Raw genomic sequence first — 22404 nt, forward strand, 5'->3', positions numbered from 1 at the left:
CGATGCCATGGACGGTCCGGCCGTGAGCGCGAGCGGGGACCGGGTCCAACAGGCCCTTCGCGCCCTGCTGGCCGAACGCGACCGCCTCCGCCAGGAGAACGAGGCCCTGAAGGCCGGCCGCGGCGAGCCGATCGCGGTGGTGGCGATGGCCTGTCGCTACCCGGGCGGTGTGTCCTCGCCGGAGGAACTGTGGGAGGTGATCCGCTCCGGCCGGGACGCCGTGGGGGACTTCCCCGCCGATCGCGGATGGCGCGACGTCTACCATCCCGACCCCGACACCACCGGCAGCTCGTACGTGCGGCAGGGCGGGTTCCTCACCGACATGGCCGGGTTCGACGCCGACTTCTTCGGCATCTCCCCGCGCGCGGCGTTGGCCGTCGATCCGCAGCAACGCCTGCTGCTGGAGACATCGTGGGAGGCGTTCGAGCGGGCGGGCATCGTGCCCGCAGAGGTACGTGGGGCCGAGGTCGGCGTCTTCACGGGGGTGAGCTCGTCGGAGTACGGGTCGCGACTCCTGGACGGACCCAGCGAACTGGAGGGCTACCTGCTGCAGGGCAGCACCCTCAGCGTCGCGTCCGGGCGGGTCGCCTACGAGCTGGGGCTGACGGGGCCGGCCGTGTCGATCGACACGGCGTGTTCCTCGTCGCTGGTGGCCCTGCACCTGGCCGCGCAGTCGCTGCGCGCGGGGGAGTGCTCGCTCGCGCTGGCCGGCGGGGCGTTGGTGATGTCGACGCCCTCCATCTTCGTGGAGTTCTCCCGGCAGCGCGGGCTGGCGCCCGACGGCCGGTGCAAGTCCTTCGCGGACGGTGCCGACGGGACGGGCTGGGCCGAGGGGGTGGGCGTGCTGCTCCTGGAGCGCCTGTCGGACGCGCGCCGCAACGGCCACCCGGTGCTGGCGGTGCTGCGCGGATCCGCGGTGAACCAGGACGGGGCCAGCAACGGGTTGACCGCCCCCAACGGCCGGGCCCAGGAAGAGGTGATCCGGCGGGCACTCGCCAACGCGGGAGTGTCAGCGGCCGGGGTGGATCTGGTGGAGGCGCACGGAACCGGAACCGTGCTGGGCGACCCCATCGAGGCCGGGGCGCTGCTCGCGACCTACGGCCGGGACCGGGCGGCGGGCCGTCCGCTCTGGCTGGGCTCCCTGAAATCCAACATCGGGCACGCCCAGGCCGCGGCCGGCGTCGCCGGTGTCATCAAGGCCGTCCTGGCCATGCGACACCGGCACCTGCCGAAGACGTTGCACGTGGGCGCGCCCTCTTCGCACGTGGACTGGTCCTCCGGCACGGTCCGGCTGCTGGTCGAGGGGCGCGAGTGGGAGCGGGCGAACGGTCCGCGGCGGGCCGCGGTGTCGTCGTTCGGCGTCAGCGGCACCAACGCGCACGTCGTCCTGGAAGAGCCTCCGCCGGCTTCGGAGGTGGCTGGCCGCAGCCCGGGTGCCGGAGTGCTCGGCGGGCTGGTGCCGTGGGTGGTGTCGGGCAAGAGTGCCGCCGCCGTGGCGCAGCAGGCCGCCAGGCTACGGGACTTCGTCGCCGGCGATCCCGCCGCCGACGTCGCCGACATCGCCGGGTCGTTGATCTCGCACCGCACGCGGTTCTCGCACCGGGCGGTCGTGCTGGGCCGCGATCGGGACGAACTGCTCCACGGTCTGACGGCGGTCCGGGACGGCGCGGACTCTCCCGCGGTGGTGCGCGGCGTCGCCGGAAACCTGGGCGGGGCTGTCTTCCTGTTCCCCGGGCAGGGTTCGCAGTGGGTCGGCATGGGCCGGCAGTTGTACGACTCCTTCCCGGCTTTCGCCACGACGTTCGACGAGTGCGCGACGGCGATGGCCGAGTGGGTCGACTGGTCCTTGCTGGATGTCATGCGGGGCGTTGCCGGGGCGCCGACTCTGGACCGGGTGGACGTGGTGCAGCCGGTGCTCTTCTCCGTGATGGTGTCCATGGCCGCGCTGTGGCGATCGTGGGGGGTGGTGCCGGCCGCGGTGATCGGGCACAGCCAGGGTGAGATAGCCGCGGCCCATGTCTGCGGTGCCCTGTCCCTGCGGGACGCCACCAGGGTCGTGGCGTTGCGTAGCCAGGCACTCGTGGACCTGATCGGGCACGGCGGCATGGGTTCGGTCGTGGCCGGTGCCGACGTCGTGGCGCAGCGCCTGGCCCCGTGGCGGGGGCGGGTGAGCATCGCTGTCGTCAACGGCCCTCGCTCGGTGGTGGTGTCCGGCGAGCCGGAGGCGCTCGACGAGTTCATCGAGGCGATGCAGGCCGACGACATCCAGGCGCGGAGAATTTCCGTCGACTACGCGTCGCATTCTCACCAGGTGACCCGGGTCCGTGACAAGGTGCTCGGTGCGCTGGACGGGGTGGCTCCGGTCACCGCCCCGGTGCCTCTCTATTCGACACTGCACGGCACGCGCCTGGACACCGCCGAACTCGACCGGGAGTACTGGTACGACAATCTGCGGGAAAGGGTGCTGTTCGAATCCGCCGTTCGGCGCTCGACCGAGGACGGATTCCGTCTTTTCATCGAGATGAGTCCGCATCCGGTGCTGACCGTACCGGTGCAGGAGATCGTCGAGGATCTCGACGACGCGCTGGTCCTGTCGTCGACCCGCCGCGATCGTGGGGAGGTGGCGGCCCTGCTCGGCTCGCTCGCCCAACTCCACGTGCGGGGCGGGCCGGTGGACTGGACCGCCCTGATCGGGTCGAGCCGCTGGGTTGATCTGCCGACCTACGCCTTCCAGCGGCAACGGTACTGGGTGAATTCCGCACACCGCGAGGTCGTCGCGGAGCTGCCGCCGACGGTGCTACCGACGGGCGACGTATCCCAGGCACCCCTGTCCGACCTGATCTCCGCCCTGCCCACGGAGGACGCGACGGCACTCGTCCTCGCGCACGTCCTCGACAAGGTCGCCGTCGTGCTGGGCCGCAGCTGCGGCACGGCCATCAACCCGGATCAGCAGTTCAAGGAGATCGGATTCGACTCACTGCTCTCCATGGAGCTGAGTAAACGTCTCACCACCTCGACCGGGATCAAACTCCGGGCGAACCTGGTGCTGCGCCATCCGTCACCGCGAAGGGTCGCCGGGCACATCGTGTCCACGATTGCGGCTGGCGATCCGTAATAGGTTCGAAGGGGACCTTCTGGGTTCCGATGCCGAAGGATTGTCCCGCCAGCGGGACGGGGCAGGTGTGGTGGCAAGCATTGTCGCCCCCGCTTCCCAGATGGCTTGTAAAGCTGGATCACCTCGCCGAATGTGGGAGGTGGTTGACGAATTTCTTTGATTCCCGAGCTATTGCTGAGGGGTGATTCGTGTGCGCTCGTTCGATGCGTCGCCCGCACATAAGGGACTGTGGCTGGCGGACGGCATGGCGTCCACCACGCTCAATCACGCGCTGACGATGTGGGACGTGGCCGGTGAGCTGGACGAGACAGCCATCGTGTCCGCGTTCCGGCACGTCCTCGACGAGGCGGAGATCCTGCGGGTCAATTTCGTCGACAACGGCGACGGACTGAAGCTGGTACCCCGGGACCTGGGCGACTGGCAGCCGTTCCTGCTGGACCTCGTCGGCGCGGACGATCCCGAGCAGGCCGCGCGGGACGCCCTGGCCGAGATGATCAGCAAGCCGTTCGACGTGGCGCGTGACCTCCTGTTCCGGCTGGGAGTGGTCAGGCTCGCCGCGAACCGGTCGCTACTGGTGATCGCCTACCACCACCTCATCGCCGACGGCTATGGCGCCGGCGGCCTGCTGTCGCGGCGCCTCGCCGAGGTGTACACGGCGCTGGTGCGGGGACAGGACATCCCCGCGCTGGCGCACCGGTGGGACGTCGAGTCGTTCGCGGCGATCGCCACCGAGTACCTTGCCTCGGAACGGTCCGCGGCGGACGCCGAGTTCTGGCGCGACTACCTGAAGGAGGCGCCCCCGCCGGCGCAGGTTCCCCGGGTCGTCGTTCCCGATGCGCTGCGGCCCGCGCTCGACGCCCCGATGAGCAGCGCGGACAGCTGGGCCGAGGTGGCCGGCGCGATCGGTATGGCCAGCCGGACGCTGACCGTCGCGCGGGCCGAGGCCGACGCGTGGGCCACCGCCGCGGAGTCGATGGGCGTGTGGATGTCGTCGATGCTGACCACGGCCGCAGCGGCGTTCCTGCGGCATCGCTGTGACCTTCCCGAGTTCCTGCTCTCCCTGGCCACCGGCAACCGGAGCGGACCCGCGGGCACGACCCCCGGGCTGGCCGTCAACGTGGTGCCGGTTCGGGTCCGTGTCCCGTTGAGCGCGACCGTCGACGAGCTGGCCGACGCGATCGTCGATGGCACCTACGAGATCTCCGGACACACGCTTCGCCACTACTCGGACATTCAGCGCGCGATCGCGGCGGCCCCCAGCGAACGCGGAAGCTTCGGTGTCGTCATGAACGTCATCGAGTTCGTCGACCAGATCCACTTCGCCGACCACCCGGCGCGTTACTCAGGGGCGACGACCGGAAGCTTCAACGAGCTCTCGATCGGCGTCTACCGCGACGGGACGCCCGACAGCGACCTGTTCATCCGGCTGGACGCGGCGGCGAGCCTCTACTCGCGGGCGGAACTGCGCCTGATCGGTGAGGACTTGATCGCGTTCATTCGGGCCGTGGCCGCCGCCGGCGCACGGTCGATCGGCGCGCTGGACGTGGCTGGCGACACCGGGCGGGACCGGATGCTGACGGCGTCGGAGGGCACGAGGGCGTCGGATCCGACGATTGCGGACCTGTTCGCGCAGCGGGTGGCGCGGGATCCCGATGCCGTTGCCCTGGTGGCCGGCGGCTCGGCGATCTCCTGTCGAGAACTGGATCAGCGATCCAGTCGGGTGGCCGCGGCGCTGCGAGGCCGCGGCATCGGGCCCGAGACCGTCGTGGCGGTGGCGATGTCCCGATCGGTGGATCTGGTCGTCGCGCTCCTGGGCGTGGCCAGGGCGGGTGCCGCCTACCTGCCCGTCGACCCGGGCCTACCGGCCGACCAGATCAGGTCCCAGCTCGACACGTCCGGCGCGGGCCTGCTGCTCGTCGGCGCCGCGTCGGCCGAACGGCCGTGGGGCGATCTGCGGGTGCCGGTGGCGATGTGCCACGACCTCGAAACGGACACCATCGATGGCGCCGAGGTGGCCTGGTCGCATCCCGACGGCGCCGTCGCCGTGCTGTACGGCTGCGCATCGGCCGACCCGGACACGGGCGTCGTGGTCACCCACCGGAACCTGGCGCGGTTCGTCCTGGACCGACACTGGCCGCGAGACGGCCGCGACACCGTCCTGTGGCACACCTCGCCGGCCTCCGACGCACTCGCGCTCGAACTGTGGGTGCCCCTGCTCACCGGCGGCCGGGTCATCGTGGCCGAGCAGACCGAGATGGACGGCGACGCGCTCGTCGCGGTGCGGTCGGCGCACCAGATCTCCCTGGTCTGGCTGAGCGCGGAGCTGTTCTCCGCCATCGCCGCCGAGCGTCCCGACGGCCTGGCGGGACTGAGGCAGGTGTGGATCCCGGCCGATCAGGTGGCGGTGACCGCCATGCAGCGGGTTCGGGCGGCCTGTCCTGGCCTGTCGATCGTCAACGGTCATGGTCCGGTGGGGACCACCCCGCTGATCCGGGCGCGTGGCGAAACGACCGACGAGCAGCGGCACGCTGCCGCTGCCGCTGGACTGACCGACGGTACCGCGTGCTACGTCCTGGGCCCAGGGCTGGCGCCGGTCCCGGCCGGTGTGGTCGGTGAGCTGTACGTCGCCGGGTCGGCGGTCGCGCGCGGTTTCGCCCGGCGGCCCGGGCACACCGCGCAACGGTTCGTGGCCTGTCCGTTCGGTCCGGCGGGCGGGCTCATGTTCCGCACCGGGGACCGGGCGCGGTGGGGTGCCGACGGCCGGTTGGAATACGTGGGCCGGGCCGGTGTCCCGGCCCGCATCGGCGGCATCGAGGTCGACACCGGCCACATCGAGGAGGTGCTCGCCGAGCACCCTCGGCTCGCGCAGTCGTTGGTGGTCGTCGGTGCCGACCGCACCGGCCAGCAGCGTCTGGTGGCGTACGTGGTCTCGGTGCCTGGCCGCGACGTAGCGGGTGCCGGAACCAGCGGCTCCCGCACCGAGACCTTCCATGAGGAGCTGAGCCGGTTCGTCGCCGGGCGGGTGCCCGAGTCCCTGGTGCCCTCGGCCTTCGTGGTGTTGGACCGACTGCCGGTCACGGCCGGCGGGCGGGCGGACCGAACCCGGCTACCGGAGCCCGAGTTCCGCGACGGGTCGCACCGGGCGCCGCGCAACCGCACCGAGCAGGTCCTGGCGACGCTCTTCGCCGACGTGCTCGAACTGGACCGGGTCGGAATCGACGAGGACTTCTTCGACCTCGGGGGCAACTCGCTGCGGGCGATCCGACTCGTCGGGTTGATCCGCGCGGAGCTGCACCTGGAAGTTTCCATCCGCACGTTGTTCGCCGCGCGCAGCGTCGCCGGCCTGTCTCAGCGTTGGGAGAACCTCAACAAGTCGAGCAGGCCCGCGCTGCGTCGGCGGACGAAGGGCGGAGCAATCGTCTGAGCGGGGCACCGGCCCGCTCATTCGGATCACATCCCAGCGACATCGACATCGCGATGGCGCGCAATCATAGGGGAACTTTTATGCCATTGAAGATCTCTTCCACAAAAGCGCTCGTCACAGCCGTGGCGCTCCTCGCCGCGGCGGTGCTCAGCCCGGCCGTCGCCCAGGCCACCGAGCCGCTCGGCTCGTCGGCTAAGCGGGTGGCGCCGACCCCCGCGCTCCAGCCGTTGAAGAAGCTGACCGGAAAGTGGACCTGCACCGGGGTGACGACCCTCCCGGACGGCAGCCAGTTGGCGTTCGACACCTCCTCGACCGCCAAGTTCATCCTCGACGGGAACTTCATGCGCTGGCAGGAGACGAACAGTATCGAGGGCACGCCGATCGCCTCGGCGGAGTACATCTGGGGTTGGGACGCCCAGCAGGGCCTCTTCACGGCGGATCGCTTCGACAACTCCGGACAGCGCGGCGCGCAGACGACCCCCGGATGGGTCGGGAAGGTGCTCACCTCGACCGGCGTCCTGATCCAGCCGGACGGCACTTCGCTTCCGCTGACCACCACGATCACGAAGACCGCCAAGAACGCCTTCACGGTGCAGGCGGTGGTCAGCCTGGGGGCTGCGGCGGGCGGAGCCAGCGTGTTGTCCGAGTCGTCGTGCGTCCGGTGACGAACGTGTCGTCGCCACTGCGCGGTTCCTGCCAGGTACCGGATTTCGCTCACTGACGCGGGGATCCCCGGCGTGCGGTTGCTCGCCGGGGATCCCTCCGAGCCACTATCGCCGGCCGATATACGAACAGCGCGTCGTGCGGCCATGCCAGCGGGAGAGTATCCATGACTAATCGTGAACATGAGATCTACGACGTGGTCGGCATCGGATTCGGACCGTCCAACCTGTCGCTTTCCATCGCCCTGGAGGAGCGCGCACTGGACGATCCGGAACGTGTTCTCCGCAGTCACTTCTTCGAGCGTCAACCACGTTTCGGTTGGCACCGCGACATGTTGCTGCCCTCGGCGACCATGCAGATATCCTTCCTCAAGGACCTCGTGACCTTTCGCAATCCGACGTCGAGTTTCAGCTTTATCTCCTTCCTGCACGCGGCGGGGCGGCTCTCGCAGTTCGTCAACAACCAGGACTTCTTCCCGACACGCCAGGAGTTCCACCAGTACCTCGAGTGGGCTCAGGCGCGGGTGGCCGGCCGTGTCTCGTACGGATCGGCCGTGACCTCGCTTCGCCTGGCCCCGAACGTCTCCGCGGCGTCGCCGGACCGTCTGCGACTGACCGTCGCGGATGTCACGGGTCAGATCAGCCGCGTGGTCGAGGCCCGCAACGTGGTGATCTCGACGGGCCTGGTCCCGAAGATGCTCGACGGGGTCGAGAGTGACGAGCGGGTCTGGCACAGTTCGGAGTTCCTGCAGAAGTTCCGCCGCATGAACCCGCGCGACCTGCGACGAGTGGCGGTGGTCGGCGCCGGCCAGAGCGCCGCCGAGATCACCAGGTACCTCTACGACGAGCTTCCGCATGCCGAGGTCTCGGCGATCATTCCGTCCTACGGCTACTCCATCGCCGACGCCACCCCGTTCGCCAATCAGATCTTCGATCCCCGGGCCGTCGACGACTACTACTTCGGCTCGGAACAGACGCGCGAGGCGTTCTGGCGGTATCACCGCAACACGAACTACGCGGTGGTCGACGACGAGGTGATCCGGGATCTCTACCGCAGGGCGTACGACGACGAGGTCCGTGGCGTCGACCGGCTTCACTTTCTCAATCTGACGAGGGTCGACGGGGTGAAACGCGCCGGCGCCGAGACCCGTGTCTCCCTACGGGGCGGCCCCGGCGGTGAGGCGGTCGACATCGACGTGGATGCCCTCGTCTGCGCGACCGGCTACCACTCGATGGAGCCCACCGAACTACTCCGTGATCTCGACGGGCACTGCCTGCGCGACGAAGCCGGCCGGCTCCGGATGGAACGTGACTACCGCGTCGCCACCACGCCGGACGTGCCATGCGGCATCTACCTCCAGGGCGGCACCGAACACACCCACGGCCTCAGCTCCTCGCTGCTGTCCAACATCGCCGTACGAAGCGGGGAGATCGTCGACTCGATCGTGGCCCGGGGCACGGGACGGAACGACAAGCGCTCCATGTACGCCAGGGCCGCAGGCGGTCTCCGCTAGTGCGGCGTGCGACGCCGTCGGTCGTCGGCGGTAGCCGGCGCGGCCCGGAGAACGCTTCTGGACACCGCACTGGCCGTTCCGTGCGGCCACCGCGGTGTGGAGGGGAGACTGTTGGATGAGAACCCTGACAAAGGACCGGTGGATACGCCGTTTCCACGACGGTGAGGGGTGTACGACGAAGCTCGTCTGCTTTCCCCATGCCGGCGGTTGGGCGAGCGCGTACCGCACCTGGCCGTCGAGCCTGCCGGCGGATGTCGGCGTGCTCGGAGTCCGATATCCGGGCCGGGAGGACCGGGTCGCTGAACCGTTTCCGTCCAGTCTCGAGGCCCTGGCGGACGACGTGGCCGACGTGTTGGACGCGCTGGCCGGGCACCGGATGGTGCTGTTCGGCCACAGCATGGGTGCGTCGGTGGCGCACGAGGTGGCGGTACGCCTTCACCGACGGGGGCGTCCGCCGGCCGCACTGTGCGTATCGGCGCGGCTTCCACCTGCGGCCTTGGTGGATCAGCCACCGATAACGGGCACCGATGACGAGATCATCGCCGAGATCGTACGCCATGACGCGAGCCGCACGGAGGTCTTCGCCGACCTCGAACTACGGGAGTTCGCGTTGCCCGCCATCCGCGCGGACCTTGGGCTGGTCAACGACTACCGCGGCGGGCGGCGGCCCATGCTCGACTGTCCGGTGTTCGGCTACCTGGGTGTGCAGGATGCCGCGATCAGCCCGGACCAGATGCGGGGGTGGGCGCACGTCACGCGCGGTCCCTTCCGGCTCCAGCTGTTTCCCGGTGGGCATTTCTACCTCAGGGACGAGGAGACCAGGCTGCTGGCCGACCTGGCACGGATCTGGGCGCCGGGAGGCGGCAATGGCGATCCGCGTTGACGGCGGTGGCCGCCGAGCGTTGACCGAACGCTGGTCGCGCACCACGGCGAGCAGCTACGGCACGCCGGGCCTGGCACTGGTCAAGGGCGCTGGTGCGGTGGTGACCGACGACGCCGGCCGGGAATACCTCGACCTGATGGGTGGCGCCGCGGCGAACGTGCTGGGGCATGCCCACCCGGCCGTCGTGAACGCGGTGTCCACGCAGGCCGCGACGCTCGGCCACGTCTCCAGCCGCGACGTGGCCGAGCCGACCGTCCTGCTCGGCGAGCTGCTGCTGGCCCTGACCGGGCCGGGTCGGGTGGTGTTCACCGACTCGGGCGCTGAGGCGAACGAGACGGCGTTCCTGGTCTCGCGCCTCACCGGACGGTCCCAGGTCGTCGCCACGACCGGGGCCTTCCACGGTCGGACCATGGGCGCGCTGGCGTTCACCGGTCAGCCCGGCAAGGCGCACCCGTTCCGGACGCTGCCGGACGCTGTCACACATGTCCCGTTCGGTGATGTCGAGGCATTGCGCGCCGTGGTCAGTGACGCCACGGCGATGGTCATCCTGGAATCGATCCAGGGCGAGAACGGTGTGGTGGTGCCGCCGCCCGGCTACCTCGCGGCGGCTCGCACGATCTGTACGGCGGCCGGTGCGTTGCTGGTGCTCGACGAGGTACAGACTGCCCTCGGGCGCACCGGGTACTGGTTCCACTATCAGAGCGAGGGCATCGCGCCGGACTTCGTCACCCTTGCCCAGGGGCTTGGTGGTGGCCTGCCGCTCGGGGCCTGCCTGGCGTTCGGGACGGCAGCTGACCTGCTGGCCACCGGTGCCCACGGAACGACGGTCGGTGGCAGTCCGCTCAGTTGTGCGGCCGGGCTGGCGGTGATCCGCACCATTGCCGGCATGGGTCTGCTCGACCACGTCAGGCGGGTCGGCGACCGGCTGCGCGCCGGTATCGAGGCGGTTGCGCACCCGCTGATCGCCGGGGTGCGTGGATCCGGGCTGCTGCTCGGCATCGCGCTGACCGAACCGGTCGCCGTGGCGGTGACCGATTGGCTGCGGGCGGCCGGCTTCCTGGTCGACGCGGTTCGGCCCGCCGTGATTCGGGTCGCACCGCCCCTGGTGCTCACCGGGGCTCAGGCCGACGCCTTCGTCGACGCGCTCGCGCGGGCATTGGTTGCCGGCCCGGGGCCGAGGCCACCGGCCCGGCTGCTGGTGCACGAGGCGGCCTGAGCAGCAGCCTGGGGAGCAGACCTGCACTCCGGACCGATGGCTGGAGACACCGACGGGCGGCGTACTCCGACGGTGGTGTCGGCGTACGCCGCCCGGGTGGGGGAGGGCGGCAGGTGGGAGCACCTCGGCCTGGCCACCCCGGGTTGGTCATGGCAGGCGGTCCCTACAGGCTGCGGGCGGCGATGTCACCGTAGGCGGTGGTCGCGTGGATGGTCAGACCGGCGGCGGCACCGTCGGTGTTCCTGAGCTCGTTGCGGACGCGGCCGTACGTGGTGCCGGCGTCCAGGGTCGCCGAGGCGTCCCGGGCGGCGCCGATCGTGATGTTGCCCTGCTCGGTGCGCAGGGTGACGGTGCCGGTGACGGCTTCGGTGACGGTCAGGTTGCCCCGCTGGGTGCTGATCTGCGCGGCGCCGCCCAGGCGGCCGACGGTGATGTCACCCGACTGCAGGGTCAGGCGGGCCTGCGCGGTCTCGTCGAGCTTGACCGCGCCGTCCGCGCCGTCGAAGGTGACGTCGCCGAGGCGGCCGACGCCCCGGAACTCGACGCTGGCCGCCTCCGCCTCGACCCGTGAGCCGGCGGGCAGCTGCACCGTCACCTCGACGGATCCGGACGAGCCGAGGACCCGCCGCGCCGGCTCCGCCGCCTGCAGGCGCAGGACGCCGTCGTCGTAGGTGACCTCGATGCGTTCGGCCGCCGTCACGTCGCGGGACTTGGTGGCGTCGGTGGGAAGGATCTCGACGGTCGTGTCGGTGCGGTCGGCGGCGATGATCTGGATACGTCCCGCGGGGATGTCGAGCACGGCCGAGATCGCGGCGGGGGTGTCGAACCTCTGCATCATGACTCCCTCTTGATTGATGTTTCCTATGTTGGAAACACTACGTTGCCTTCACCAAACCGGCAACAGATGGGTTGCACTTCAATGGTAAAACGGCAGGTCAAGAGCCATACTTCGTTGCAATGGGCCGCCGTTCAATGCAACACGTCTGGGATGAACGTTGCAATGAAGGGGAAGTGAACGCTATGCTGGAGGCCGTCACGGATTCATGAAAGGAGGCGGCGATGCCGGGAGGCAGGCTCACGCAACCCGAGCGCCAACAGATCGCCCTCGGGTTGGCCGACGGTCTCGCCTACGCGGCGATCGCCCGACGCCTCGACCGCCCGACCTCGACGGTCACCCGCGAGGTGATGCGCAACGGCGGCCCCACCGCCTACCGCGCCGACCTCGCTCATCACGCCACCGAGCGCCGCATCCGGCGCCGTAGAAAGGCCACACCCGGGCGTGCCGACACACCCCCCCAGGCGCACGGTCGTGACGCCGAGGCCGTGCAGGAGTACGAGGAGACCTTCGCCACGGTCTTCATGCAGTCGGGCCTGCCCAAGATGACGGCCCGGACACTGGCCTGCCTCTACACGACCGACACCGGCAGCCTCAGCGCCTCGGAACTGGTCGGGCGCCTGCGGGTCAGTCCGGCGTCGGTCTCCAAGGCGGTCGCCTTTCTGGAGAGCCAGGGCCTGGTCCGTCGGGAACGCGACGAACGACGTCGCGAACGCTACGTCGTCGACGACGACGTGCTGTACGAATCGGTGATGGCCAGCGCCCGAGCCACCGCCCATCTCGGCGAGATCGCCCGGCAGGGTGTGGGTGTCCTCGGCCGCGGCACACCGGCCGCCACCCGCCTGGAGAACATCGCTCGCTTCGTCGACTTCGTCTCCGAGAGCATCGCCCGAGCCGCAGATCAGGCCCGCGAAGTCCTGCACACGAAACTTGAGACCACCCGGGACGACGCCGGCTGAGCATCGCGGACCTCCCGCCCATCCGGCGTTGGGTGGCCCGTGCTCAACTCGCACGGCGCACCCCGGGGCCTCAGCCGGGTGCGCTCGGCACCGGCACCAGCCGGCGCTCGATCTCGGACACGACCGCGTCGCGGTGGGTGGCCACGAAGAAGTGGCGGCCCGGAAAGGTCAAACACTCGAAGCGGCCGAGGGTGTGACCCTTCCACGCGGCCGCTTCGGCGGCGCTGACCACCGGGTCGTCGCGGCCGCTGAGCACCGTGATCGGGCAGCGCAGCGGCGGGCCTGTGGTGACCGGGTAGGTCTCTACGGCACGGTAGTCGGTACGCAGCGCGGGTAGCGCCATGTTGCGCACGTCGGGATCGTTGAGCGCGTCGGCGACGCCGGCGTCACCGTCGAGTTCCTGCACGTGGGCGACCAGCCGGTTGTCGCTGAGCCGATGGACGGCCTCCGTCCGGCTCGTCGACGGGGCCCGCCGGCCGGAGGCGAACAGGTGCGTCAGCGGGTGGCCTGCCTGTTCCAGGAGCAGCGCGGTCTCATAGCCCACGAGCGCGCCCATGCTGTGCCCGAACAGCGCGACCGGTCGCCGGCCGAAGGCGGCCACCTGCTCGGCCACCGCCGCGGCAAGGGCCGCCACGCTGCCGACCTGCGGCTCGTCGTGGCGGTCCTGGCGACCCGGGTACTGCACGGCTACGACGTCGACCGAGCTGGACAGTGCCGCCGAGAACGGGTAGAAGAAGCTGGCCGAGCCGCCCGCGTGTGCCAGACAGACGAGGGTGACGCCGGCTTCCGGACCGCGGTGGTATCGCCGGACCCAGCGCGGATCGGGACCGTTCATGCCGAGCACCCGGCCGACGGCCGGAACCGGTTGATCGCCGTCAGATGCCGCTCCCTCAGGCCAGGGTCCTCGACACCGCCGCCCTCGGCCGGTGCCAGGCAGAGCACGCCGACTTTGCCCTGGTGCCGGTTGCGGTGCAGGTCGTCGACGGCCTGGCCGACGTCGGCGAGCGGGTAGGCGACGGACAACGTCGGGTGGATGCGGCCCCGCGTGACGAGCCGGTTGGCCTGCCAGGCCTCGCGGTAGTTGGCGAAGTGCGTCCCAACGATGCGCTTGAGATTCATCCACAGGTGGCGGTTGTCGAACTGGTGCTCGTAGCCACTGGTCGAGGCGCAGGTGACGACCGTGCCCCCGCGGCGGGCGACATAGACGGAGGCGCCGAACGTCTCGCGCCCAGGGTGCTCGAAGACGATGTCGGCGTCCTCTCCTCCGGTGAGCTCGCGGATGCGCTGGCCGAACCGGCGCCACTCGCGCGGATCCTGGGTGGTCTCGTCGCGCCAGAAGCGGTAGGCCTCGGCCTCTCGGTCGATGACCGCCTCCGCGCCCATGCGCCGGCACACCTCGGCCTTTTCGGCGCTGGAGACCACGCAGATCGGAGTGGCACCGCCGCACAGCGCGTACTGCACGGCGAACGAGCCGAGCCCGCCGGCCGCGCCCCAGATCAGCACGTTGTCGCCGAGGCGCATGCCCGCACCGTGTGGCGACACCAACTGCCGGTAGACGGTCGAGTTGACCAGCCCCGGCGACGCGGCCTCCTCCCACGTCAGGTGCGTCGCCTTCGGCATGAGCTGGTTCGCCTTCACCAGCGCCAGGTCCGCGAGCCCGCCGAAGTTCGTCTCGTACCCCCAGATGCGCTGTTCGGGGTCCAGCATGCTGTCGTCGTGACCGTCCGGGTGCTGCAGCTCCACCGACAGGCAGTGCGCGACCACGCGGTCGCCCGGGTGCCAGCGCTGCACGCCCGACCCCGTGCGCAGGACGATGCCGGCCAGGTCGGAGCCGATGACGTGGTACGGCTGGGCGTGCCGGGCAGCGACATCCCCGGTGCGGGCGTAGCGGCGCAGAAAACCGAACGTCGGTACCGGTGCGAACAGTGCGCTCCACACGGTGTTGTAGTTGACGGCACTCGCCATCACGGCGATCAGCGCCTCGCCGGGCCCTGGCTCCGGGGTCGGCACGTCTCGCAGGTGCAGGGCCTTGGCCGGTTCACGCTCGGCGATCGGGATGTCGTCGAACATGTGCTGGTCCTCTTCGAGCAGCACGGCCCCTCGGTAGTACTCCGGCACCGGTAGGGCGGCGACCGCCGCGGCGTCGGGCGCGGCGACGACAGCCTCGGCGAAGTTCGCGTTCATCGGGTACCTCCTGGGACGGCAGCGGTGCCGGCCATCGCCGGCTGCCGTTCCCGGGCGCGGGGAATCTCGCTCAGGAAGCCGGTGCCCGTCTTGCGGCCCAGCCGCCCCGCGGCGACCAGTGCGGCCAGGGCCGGCGCGGGAGCGAAGCAGGTCTCGCCGAATTCGTCGTGGAGCCGGCGCAGGATGGCCAGCGACACGTCGAGTCCGATGGTGTCGAGCAGCGCGAACGGGCCCATCGGGTAGCCGAACTCGGCTCGGATCGTGGCGTCGAACTCCTCGGCCTGCACCTCGCCGCGTTCGAGAGCGGTGATGGCGCCGTTGAGATAGCCGAACAGCAGGTAGTTGACGATGAATCCGCATCGGTCGGCGCTGCGCACGGAGACCTTGCCCAGGCGCCGTACCAGGGCGTGCGCCGTCGCCAGCGTGTCCGCCGAGGTGGTAGCGGTGGCGGCGATCTCGACCAGCCGCATCGCCGGTGCCGGGTTGAAGAAGTGCAGACCGAGCACGTCGGCGGGTCGACCGGCAGCGGCCGCGCATGCGGCGACGGACAGGCTCGAGGTGGTGGTGGCGAGCACCGCTCCGGCCGGGCAGGTGGCGGCCAGCGCGGCGAAGACCTGCCGCTTGATGTCAGCGTCCTCGACCACCGCCTCGATGACGACATCGCAGCCGGCGAGCGAGGCGTGGTCTGCCGACGTGGTCAGGCGCTCGTCGGCCGCCATCCGGGCCGGCTCGTCGAGGCGGCCGCGCGACACCGCGGCGGAGAGCGACCGGTCGATCTGCGCGCGGACCAAAGCGGCCCGTTCATCGGTCCGGGCCACCACCGTGGTGTGCAGGCCTGCGACGGCGCCGACCTGGGCGATCCCGCGTGCCATGGTGCCCGACCCGACAACGCCGAGGCGGCGCAGCGGAGGCGGCCGCCGGGCGGCCCGGATTCCCACCCGGCGCCCGGCTCGGCGGTGTCCGGTCGGTCGTAGTCGTAGAAGCCGCGGCCGGCGCGGCGGCCGAGCCGGCCGTCGCACGCCATCCGGATGAGGACCGCTGCAGGCCGGACCCCGGCGTCGTCGAGCATGGCGAGGGCTACGTCAATGCCGAGTTCGTCGAGGTGAGCGAGGGGACCCCGCGGCAGGCCGCAGCCGAGGCGCATCGCCGTGTCGACATCGTCGCGGGTCACGTGACCGTCACCGTAGTGAGCGGCCGCGCGATTGAGATACTGCACCACGAGAGCTGTCGCCGTTTGATCCTGCATGCCCGCAACGCTAAGAGCGTGTCTGATGCCGGTGGCACCCCTTTTCTCCACCTGGCGGAAAATCCGGGGCTCCTAAGGGTTCGACGGTCTCCATTGAGGTTCACTGCTGTGAATCACTGAGCAGGAAAGAGGGCGTGCCAGCGGACCCACACCGTCTGCCGCTGCACAATCGATTGAACGGGCAGTCGTGATTGGACGAAGGGCTCCGGTTCGCGGGTAGCGGCGGCCGTGGACGCGTTCGTAACCTCAATGTGACACACGGTGGAGAAGTCCATTGTGGTTCGGACATCGAAAATGGGGCAAATGTGCTGATTCGAAGAACAGGCGTCGACAAGCCGTGAGCATGGTTACCCTATCGGGACGAATACGCCATGGTGGCGCAGGGTAGGCGGGTTGATGGAGTTCCGTGTACTCGGTCCGCTGGAAGCGGTCGACGATGACGGGCGCCGCCTCGACCTGGGGGGCCATCGCCAGCAGATTGTCCTCGCCAGCCTCGCGCTGGAACCGGGCCGGGTGATCTCGGTCGGGCGACTGGTGACCGCGGTCTACGGCGAGCGGCTGCCCATCAGCGCCCGTGCGCAGGTGCAGATCTGCGTCTCCGCGCTCCGTCGGCTGCTGAGTGCCAATGGGCGACCGGAGGCGATCGTCACTCGCCACCAGGGATACGTCCTGGAGGTGCCCCACGACGAGGTTGATCTGCAGCGCTACGAGTCGCTGCTCACCCGGGCGGGCGCGGCCGTCGAGAAGGACGAGGCGGTGCGGCTCTACCGCGAGGCGCTGCGGATGTGGCGCGGCGAGCCGTTGGAGGGCTTGGACAGCGAGCCGCTGCGTGCGGCCGCCGACCGGCTTGTCGAGCGCCGGCTGACCGCCGCCGAGGAGTGCATCGACTTCGAGCTCGCCCTGGGTCGGCACGGTGACCTGATCGCCGAGCTGACCGGGCTGGTCGCCGCCCATCCGTTGCGCGAGCGGCTGCGCGGGCAGCTGATGCTCGCGCTCTATCGGTCCGGCCGGCAGGCCGAGGCGCTGGAGTGCTATCGCTCGGCCCGCCGGATCCTGATCGAGGATCTCGGCCTGGAGCCCAGCGAGCGGTTGCAGCGGTTGGAGCGCTCCATCCTCGGCTGCGACGTGGGGCTGAGCGCGCCGTTGGCCCGGGCGACGGTCGAGGTCGGGCTGCCCGTCGCGGCCGAACCGGTGGTGATCCCGCCGCCCGTCGAGGTCGCCGAGCAGGCGGCGCCCAACGCCGTCGGCCCGAGCCTGTCGGTCAGGGCGGCGGCCCGAGCCCGCCGGCCGACAGCGATGGCCCGAACCTGTCGGTCAGCGGTGGCGGCCCCAGCCTGTCGGCCGACAGGCTCGGACCGGGTCTGTCGGTCAGCGGTGGCGGCCCGAGCCTGCTGCCCACCGACATCGCGGACTTCACCGGCCGCACCGAACAGGTCCAGGAGATCCAGGAACGATTCGCCGAGGCTGCCGAGAATCCGGCCCAGTTGGCCGTGCCGGTCGTCGTGGTCGCCGGTAAGCCCGGCATCGGCAAGACCTCGCTGTGCGTACACGTCGCGCACCGGCTCGCCTGGCGCTATCCCGACGGCCAACTCTTCGCCGACCTGCACGGCGGTGCATCCCGGCAGGCCAGCCCGACCCAGGTGCTGGAACGCTTCCTGCGTACCCTCGGCGTGCCCGGCAACGGGATCCCGGACGAGCTGGAGGAGCGCGCGGAGATGTACCGCGACCTGCTGGCCGACCGGCGCATCCTGGTCGTGCTGGACAACGCCGGCAGCGAGACGCAGCTACTGCCGCTGCTGCCCGGCAACCCCAGCTCCGCGGTGCTGGTCACCAGCCGGCGGCGCCTGGCCGGACTGCCGGGCGCCGTGCACATCGAGGTCGATGTCTTCGACTCCGCCCAGTCCATCGCGCTGTTGTCGCGGATAGCCGGGGGCGACCGGGTGCAGGCCGAGGCCGGCGCGGCGGCCGAACTGGCCGAGCTCTGCGGGCAGTTGCCGTTGGCGTTGCGCATCGCCGGCGCGCGGCTGTCGGCTCGTCCCCACTGGACGGTGGAGCAGCTCGCCAGCCGTCTGGAGAACGAATCACGCCGACTCGACGAGCTCAAGCATGGCGCCCTCGGAATCCGGGTGAGCATCTCGCACACCTACGACAACCTGGCCGAGGACGCCCGCCGGCTGTTCCGCCGGCTGGCCCTGCTCGACTTCCCGGCCTTCGGTGGCTGGGTCAGCGCCGCGCTGCTCGACCAGCCGCTGGTCGACGCGCAGGACCTGCTGGACGAGCTGGTCGACGCGCAACTGGTCGAGATCACCGGCACCGAGGGAGGTGTGCGCACCCAATACCGGTTCCACGATCTGATCCGGGTGTTCGCCCGGGAACGGCTGGCCGTGGAGGAGGTCGCGGCCGACCGCAGCGCGGCGCTGTCGCGGGTGCTCGGCGCGCTTCTCTTCCTCGCCGAGCAGGCGCACGGGCGGTTGCACGGCGGTGACACCCCGCAGGTGCACAGCCAGGCCGAGCGGTGGACGTTCGCTCCGGAGGTGGTGGTGCAGGTCATCGGTGATCCGCTGAGCTGGCTGGAGCGCGAGCGCCTGAACGTGGTCGCCGCCGTGCGTCAGACCGTCAAGGCCGGCCTGGTCGAGTTGTGCTGGGACCTCGCGTTCACCGCGGTGACCCTGTTCGAGTCGCGGATCTATCTCGACGACTGGCGGGAGACCCACCGGGTGGCCTTGGCCGCGTGCCGGTCCGCCGGCGATCAGCGCGGCGAGGCGGTGATGCTCTACTCCACCGGCTCGCTGGGCATCGTCGAGAAACGTTTCCACGACGCGCGAGAGAGCCTGGAGCAGTCCGAGCTGCTGTTCAACCAGCTCGGCGCCGAGCACGGTGCTGCCCTGGTCAGCCGCCAATTGGCCTACCTGGACCGGATCGCCAGCGATTTCGAGAACGCGACGCGCCGCTACGAGAGCGCGTTGGCCGTACTGCTCGCCGCCGGTGACCTGACCGCGGCGGCCTATGTGCTGAACAGCATGGCGCAGACCGCGCTGGAACGCGGCAACCCGGACGAGGCCAAGCGGATGCTGCCACGCGCGCTGGAGCTGAGCCGGCGGGCCGGCAGCCGGCGCATCGAGGCGCAGGTGCTGCACCGGCTGGCCGACGCGAACCTGAGCGCCGGGGATCACGCGGCGGCCGTGACGGCGTTCGACGAGACCCTGGCCGTGGTCCGCGACCTGGGTGATCCGATCGGCCAGGCGTACGCGCTGCACGGACTGGGCCTGGCCTACCTGTGCTCCGGCGATCACGAGCAGGCGGGCACCGCGCTCAACGCGGCGCGAGCGCTGGCGTCCAGCACCGGCGAGCGGATGATCGAGGCGCGGGTCGAGCGCAGCCTGGGGGAGCTGGACCTGGCGGTCGGCAGGGCGCCGCAGGCGGTGGTGCACCTGCACCGGGCCCTGGGCCTGTTCCGCAGCATCCAGGCGCCGACCTTCGAGGCGCGGGTGCTGGTGATGCTCGACGAGGCGTACGCGGCGGCAGGCGACGGCGACCAGCCGTTCGCCGAGCCGGCGGAACGTGAGGCGTCGGCCACGCCGGCTCATCCGAAGATGACCGCGAAGTAGTTTCTTCCGCAGGGGTCCAGCCGGGGTGCGGAACTGCGAAAACGGTATGCAGGCGTATCGCCTGCATACCGTCGACTGGCTATGGTTGTCGTTCGGCAGCCCGAATTCGCATTTATGTGAGTCACCGTGTGCCGGTGCGGCGGTGATCAGGTCCAGGGCCAGTTGTTCACCGTGGTCGAGTTCACGGTCGTCTCGCCGGCGGAGTGCGAGGCGTCGGCGTGTGCGGCGGCGGTGCCGGCGAGGGCGAGCCCGATACCGAACAAACCGGCGACAATGGCCTTGGCGATGTGTGCAGCAGTCGAACGCATGGTGAATCCTCGTTTCGTAGCGGATTACCGGCTGCCTTGGCAGTGGTGCGGCAGCGGTTCTGGAAACGAAGTTATGGCCCAGATCCATTGATGCACTATCGAAGTTCTTTCCTGCCCCCGATAGTCGGTGACGGTCGCGACGATAGACATTTGAATGCATGGCGATAGCGGTCCATTCGATGATCGCCGCAACCAGCCGCCCGCGCAGTCGCGGGCTGAACAGGAGCAGAAGTCGATGAAGGTCACCGCGCAAGCCCTTGATGTGGTCTACGGCCGGCCCGCAGTCGGAGTCCCGGCACGGCTGGAACGACGTGCGCCGAAAGGTTGGGAGCCGGTAGCCGGTGCGGCGACCGACGAAGAAGGCCGCATCCGCGACTGGGCGAACAACCGGCTGGGCAAGGGTGACTATCGCGTCGTCTTCGACAGCGGCTCCTACTTCGCCAACCTCGGAGTGGGCGCCGTCTACCCCGAGATCGCGGTCGTCGTCGGTCTCCTCGACGACACGGACGCCTGCCAGATCCAGGTACTGCTGGCGCCGTACTCCTGCTCGATATTCCTCGATGCGCGCAGCTGACATCCACCACGGTCGCGCCCCGCGCGCCATCGTGACGAAGGCGCCGCAGCGGCCGTCGTGCTGCGGCGATGATCAAGGAGGACACCCATGCATTCCTTTCGCAACGCGGTGAAGCGCTACCGGCCAGCCGTCCAAGATCCGCTGCCGGACCGCACCTGGCCGGATCGGGTCATCGCGGCGGCCCCCCGCTGGCTCTCGACCGACCTGCGCGACGGCAACCAGTCGCTGGTCAACCCGATGAGTCCGGCGCGGAAGCTGAGCATGTTCCGGCTGCTGGTGAAGATGGGTTACCGGGAGATCGAGGTGGGCTTCCCGTCGGCGAGCAGGGACGACCACGACTTCCTGCGCCTGCTCATCGAGAAGGAACTGATCCCCGACCACGTACGGATCACGGTGTTGGTGCAGGCCCGCGACGACCTGATCCGGCGGACCGTGCAGAGCCTGGTCGGCGCGCCCCGCGCCACCGTGCACCTCTACAACGCGACCTCGCCGCTGTTTCGCCGGATGGTGCTCGGCGTCGACCGCGACGGGTGCAGGCAACTCGCCGTGCACGGCACGCAGCTGATGATGAAGTACGCCGAGGAGAGTCTCGGCGGTTGCGATCTGGGCTACCAGTACTCGCCCGAGCTGTTCAACGACACCGAGGCGGACTTCTCGCTGGAGGTCTGTGAGGCGGTGATGGACGTGTGGCAGCCCGAGTCCGGCCGGCCGATCATCCTGAACTTCCCGACCACCGTCGAACGCACCATGCCCAACGTGTTCGCAGACCGGATCGAGTGGATGGACCGGCAGCTGAGCCGGCGCGAGCATCTGTGTCTGTCGGTGCATCCGCACAACGACCGCGGCACCGGGGTGGCCACCGCCGAGCTGGCCGTGCTCGCCGGCGCCGAGCGCATCGAGGGCTGCCTGTTCGGTAACGGGGAGCGGGCCGGCAACGTCGACCTGGTGACGCTCGGGCTCAACCTGTTCAGCCAGGGCATCGACCCGGGCATCGACTTCTCCGGTCTGGACCGGATCCGGCGCACCGTCGAGCACTGCACCGATCTGCCGGTGCACCCTCGGCATCCGTACGCTGGGGATCTGGCCTACACCGCCTTCTCCGGTTCCCACCAGGACGCCATCAACAAGGGATTCGCCGAGCAGAGCCGGGTGGCAGCCGAGCAGGGCACCCCGGTTGACGAGGTCGCCTGGGAGATCCCCTATCTGCCGATCGACCCCCAGGACGTGGGCCGCGCCTACGAGAGCGTGGTGCGGATCAACAGCCAGTCCGGCAAGGGCGGGCTGGCGTACGTGCTGAGTTCCCGGCTCGGGCTGCACCCGCCGCGGGAGCTGCAGATGGAGTTCGCCAGCCTGGTGCAGTCCTACGCCGATGCCGAGGGCGGTGAGATCGACCCCGAGCGGGTGTGCGCCCTGTTCCGCGACGAATACGTGTCCCGGTCGCTGATGGTGGTGCCGCTGGCGAGGACCCGTCCGGTCGCCGCGTACCTGCACGTCGACGGCGCCGCATTCGCCGTCGGCGGGCAGCGCACCGACGAACTGGAACGGATCGGGCGGGCGCTGGCCCGCTGGGGCGTCGAGGTGCGCGCGGTGCACCGCACCGGCACCGGCCTGGCCGACTCGACCGGCCTGGTCGTCTACGCGGAGCTGCGGGTCGGCGACGAAACGCTGTGGGGCGCCGGCATCGAGGCCGACCTGCCGGCGGCGGTCTCGGCCGCGGTGCGCTCGGCGGTCGCCCGGGTCGGTCGGACCCCGCAGGCATCGGCGCCGAGACAGGAGCCGGCACCTGCTCTCGCGCGGAGCTATGCCCGGGTGGGGTGAGAGCGATCGGCGGATGGCGCGGCGATAGGGGTACGACAGCGGCCGTCCGTAGCGTCTG

General features: G+C 70.2%; 14 protein-coding genes and 3 pseudogenes. 11 read left to right on the forward strand and 6 right to left on the reverse strand.

The genetic code is table 11. The annotated features are described in order from the left end of the window. Positions 1–55 precede the first annotated feature (55 nt). The 6 genes and pseudogenes from KIF24_RS10665 to KIF24_RS10690 all read left to right on the forward strand — a co-directional run. Positions 56–3115, forward strand: a pseudogene (locus KIF24_RS10665) (type I polyketide synthase); the annotation flags it as partial. A gap of 190 nt (positions 3116–3305) precedes the next feature. Further along, entirely contained in the window at positions 3306–6539 is a 3234-nt protein-coding gene (locus KIF24_RS34395) for an AMP-binding protein (RefSeq protein ID WP_331461074.1), read from the forward strand. Between the two features lie 122 nt (positions 6540–6661). After that, positions 6662–7204, forward strand: a complete 543-nt coding sequence (locus tag KIF24_RS10675) for a DUF1579 family protein (RefSeq protein WP_221083899.1) — start codon at positions 6662–6664, stop codon at positions 7202–7204. A 164-nt stretch (positions 7205–7368) separates the two neighbouring features. Beyond that, positions 7369–8715 carry a lysine N(6)-hydroxylase/L-ornithine N(5)-oxygenase family protein gene (locus KIF24_RS10680; RefSeq protein ID WP_221083900.1) on the forward strand — a complete coding sequence of 449 codons (1347 nt, stop codon included), beginning with the start codon at positions 7369–7371 and terminating at the stop codon, positions 8713–8715. 115 nt (positions 8716–8830) lie between these two features. Continuing rightward, on the forward strand, positions 8831–9598 hold the full coding sequence (locus KIF24_RS10685; RefSeq protein WP_221083901.1) for a thioesterase II family protein: 768 nt from the start codon (positions 8831–8833) through the stop codon (positions 9596–9598). Then, complete coding sequence (locus KIF24_RS10690; protein ID WP_221083902.1) at positions 9582–10814, forward strand: acetylornithine transaminase; 1233 nt, start codon at positions 9582–9584, stop codon at positions 10812–10814. Before KIF24_RS10685 ends, KIF24_RS10690 begins: the two co-directional genes overlap by 17 nt. Before the next feature lie 163 nt (positions 10815–10977). Here the strand turns inward: KIF24_RS10690 and KIF24_RS10695 are convergent, their stop codons facing one another. Further along, positions 10978–11649, reverse strand: coding sequence for a DUF4097 family beta strand repeat-containing protein (locus KIF24_RS10695; RefSeq protein ID WP_221083903.1), 672 nt, complete (start codon positions 11647–11649; stop codon positions 10978–10980). A gap of 224 nt (positions 11650–11873) precedes the next feature. Here KIF24_RS10695 and KIF24_RS10700 point away from each other — a divergent pair, with 224 nt between their 5' ends. Then, on the forward strand, positions 11874–12608 hold the full coding sequence (locus tag KIF24_RS10700; RefSeq protein ID WP_221083904.1) for a helix-turn-helix domain-containing protein: 735 nt from the start codon (positions 11874–11876) through the stop codon (positions 12606–12608). 70 nt (positions 12609–12678) lie between these two features. Here KIF24_RS10700 and KIF24_RS10705 read toward each other — a convergent pair whose 3' ends face one another. The 4 genes and pseudogenes from KIF24_RS10705 to KIF24_RS35005 all read right to left on the reverse strand — a co-directional run. Beyond that, positions 12679–13443, reverse strand: a complete 765-nt coding sequence (locus KIF24_RS10705; protein ID WP_221083905.1) for a thioesterase II family protein — start codon at positions 13441–13443, stop codon at positions 12679–12681. Further along, positions 13440–14792: a crotonyl-CoA carboxylase/reductase gene (ccrA, locus tag KIF24_RS10710; RefSeq protein ID WP_221083906.1), complete on the reverse strand. Its 1353-nt coding sequence runs from the start codon at positions 14790–14792 to the stop codon at positions 13440–13442. The genes KIF24_RS10705 and ccrA overlap by 4 nt, the downstream gene beginning before the upstream one ends. After that, the gene (locus KIF24_RS10715) at positions 14789–15811 is read right to left on the reverse strand and encodes a 3-hydroxyacyl-CoA dehydrogenase family protein (RefSeq protein ID WP_331461075.1); all 1023 of its coding nucleotides are present in this window, start codon (positions 15809–15811) and stop codon (positions 14789–14791) included. Before KIF24_RS10715 ends, ccrA begins: the two co-directional genes overlap by 4 nt. Further along, positions 15775–16038: pseudogene (locus KIF24_RS35005) on the reverse strand (3-hydroxyacyl-CoA dehydrogenase family protein); the annotation flags it as partial. The gene KIF24_RS10715 and the pseudogene KIF24_RS35005, both read right to left, overlap by 37 nt. 396 nt (positions 16039–16434) lie before the next feature. Between KIF24_RS35005 and KIF24_RS10720 the strand changes: the two are divergent. Further along, positions 16435–17094, forward strand: a pseudogene (locus KIF24_RS10720) (AfsR/SARP family transcriptional regulator); the annotation flags it as partial. Continuing rightward, positions 17067–19646, forward strand: coding sequence for an ATP-binding protein (locus KIF24_RS10725; protein ID WP_331461076.1), 2580 nt, complete (start codon positions 17067–17069; stop codon positions 19644–19646). The pseudogene KIF24_RS10720 and the gene KIF24_RS10725, both read left to right, overlap by 28 nt. 146 nt (positions 19647–19792) lie before the next feature. Here KIF24_RS10725 and KIF24_RS10730 read toward each other — a convergent pair whose 3' ends face one another. Continuing rightward, positions 19793–19954: a hypothetical protein gene (locus tag KIF24_RS10730; protein WP_221083908.1), complete on the reverse strand. Its 162-nt coding sequence runs from the start codon at positions 19952–19954 to the stop codon at positions 19793–19795. A gap of 154 nt (positions 19955–20108) precedes the next feature. Here KIF24_RS10730 and KIF24_RS10735 point away from each other — a divergent pair, with 154 nt between their 5' ends. Both KIF24_RS10735 and KIF24_RS10740 read left to right on the forward strand, forming a co-directional pair. After that, positions 20109–20528, forward strand: coding sequence for a hydroxyisourate hydrolase (locus KIF24_RS10735; protein ID WP_221083909.1), 420 nt, complete (start codon positions 20109–20111; stop codon positions 20526–20528). Between the two features lie 87 nt (positions 20529–20615). Beyond that, positions 20616–22346, forward strand: coding sequence for a 2-isopropylmalate synthase (locus tag KIF24_RS10740; protein ID WP_221083910.1), 1731 nt, complete (start codon positions 20616–20618; stop codon positions 22344–22346). The last annotated feature ends 58 nt before the right edge of the window (positions 22347–22404 follow it).

This window comes from Micromonospora tarapacensis (genome assembly GCF_019697375.1).
Classification (GTDB): domain Bacteria; phylum Actinomycetota; class Actinomycetes; order Mycobacteriales; family Micromonosporaceae; genus Micromonospora; species Micromonospora tarapacensis.

Coding starts and splice junctions, on each gene's coding strand:
- KIF24_RS10680 (WP_221083900.1), top strand. CDS start 7,369: ATGACTAATCGTGAACATGAGATCTACGACGTGGTCGGCATCGGATTC.
- KIF24_RS10685 (WP_221083901.1), top strand. CDS start 8,831: ATGAGAACCCTGACAAAGGACCGGTGGATACGCCGTTTCCACGACGGT.
- KIF24_RS10690 (WP_221083902.1), top strand. CDS start 9,582: ATGGCGATCCGCGTTGACGGCGGTGGCCGCCGAGCGTTGACCGAACGC.
- KIF24_RS10695 (WP_221083903.1), bottom strand. CDS start 11,649: ATGCAGAGGTTCGACACCCCCGCCGCGATCTCGGCCGTGCTCGACATC.
- KIF24_RS10700 (WP_221083904.1), top strand. CDS start 11,874: ATGCCGGGAGGCAGGCTCACGCAACCCGAGCGCCAACAGATCGCCCTC.
- KIF24_RS10705 (WP_221083905.1), bottom strand. CDS start 13,443: ATGAACGGTCCCGATCCGCGCTGGGTCCGGCGATACCACCGCGGTCCG.
- ccrA (WP_221083906.1), bottom strand. CDS start 14,792: ATGAACGCGAACTTCGCCGAGGCTGTCGTCGCCGCGCCCGACGCCGCG.
- KIF24_RS10730 (WP_221083908.1), bottom strand. CDS start 19,954: ATGCGTTCGACTGCTGCACACATCGCCAAGGCCATTGTCGCCGGTTTG.
- KIF24_RS10735 (WP_221083909.1), top strand. CDS start 20,109: ATGCATGGCGATAGCGGTCCATTCGATGATCGCCGCAACCAGCCGCCC.
- KIF24_RS10740 (WP_221083910.1), top strand. CDS start 20,616: ATGCATTCCTTTCGCAACGCGGTGAAGCGCTACCGGCCAGCCGTCCAA.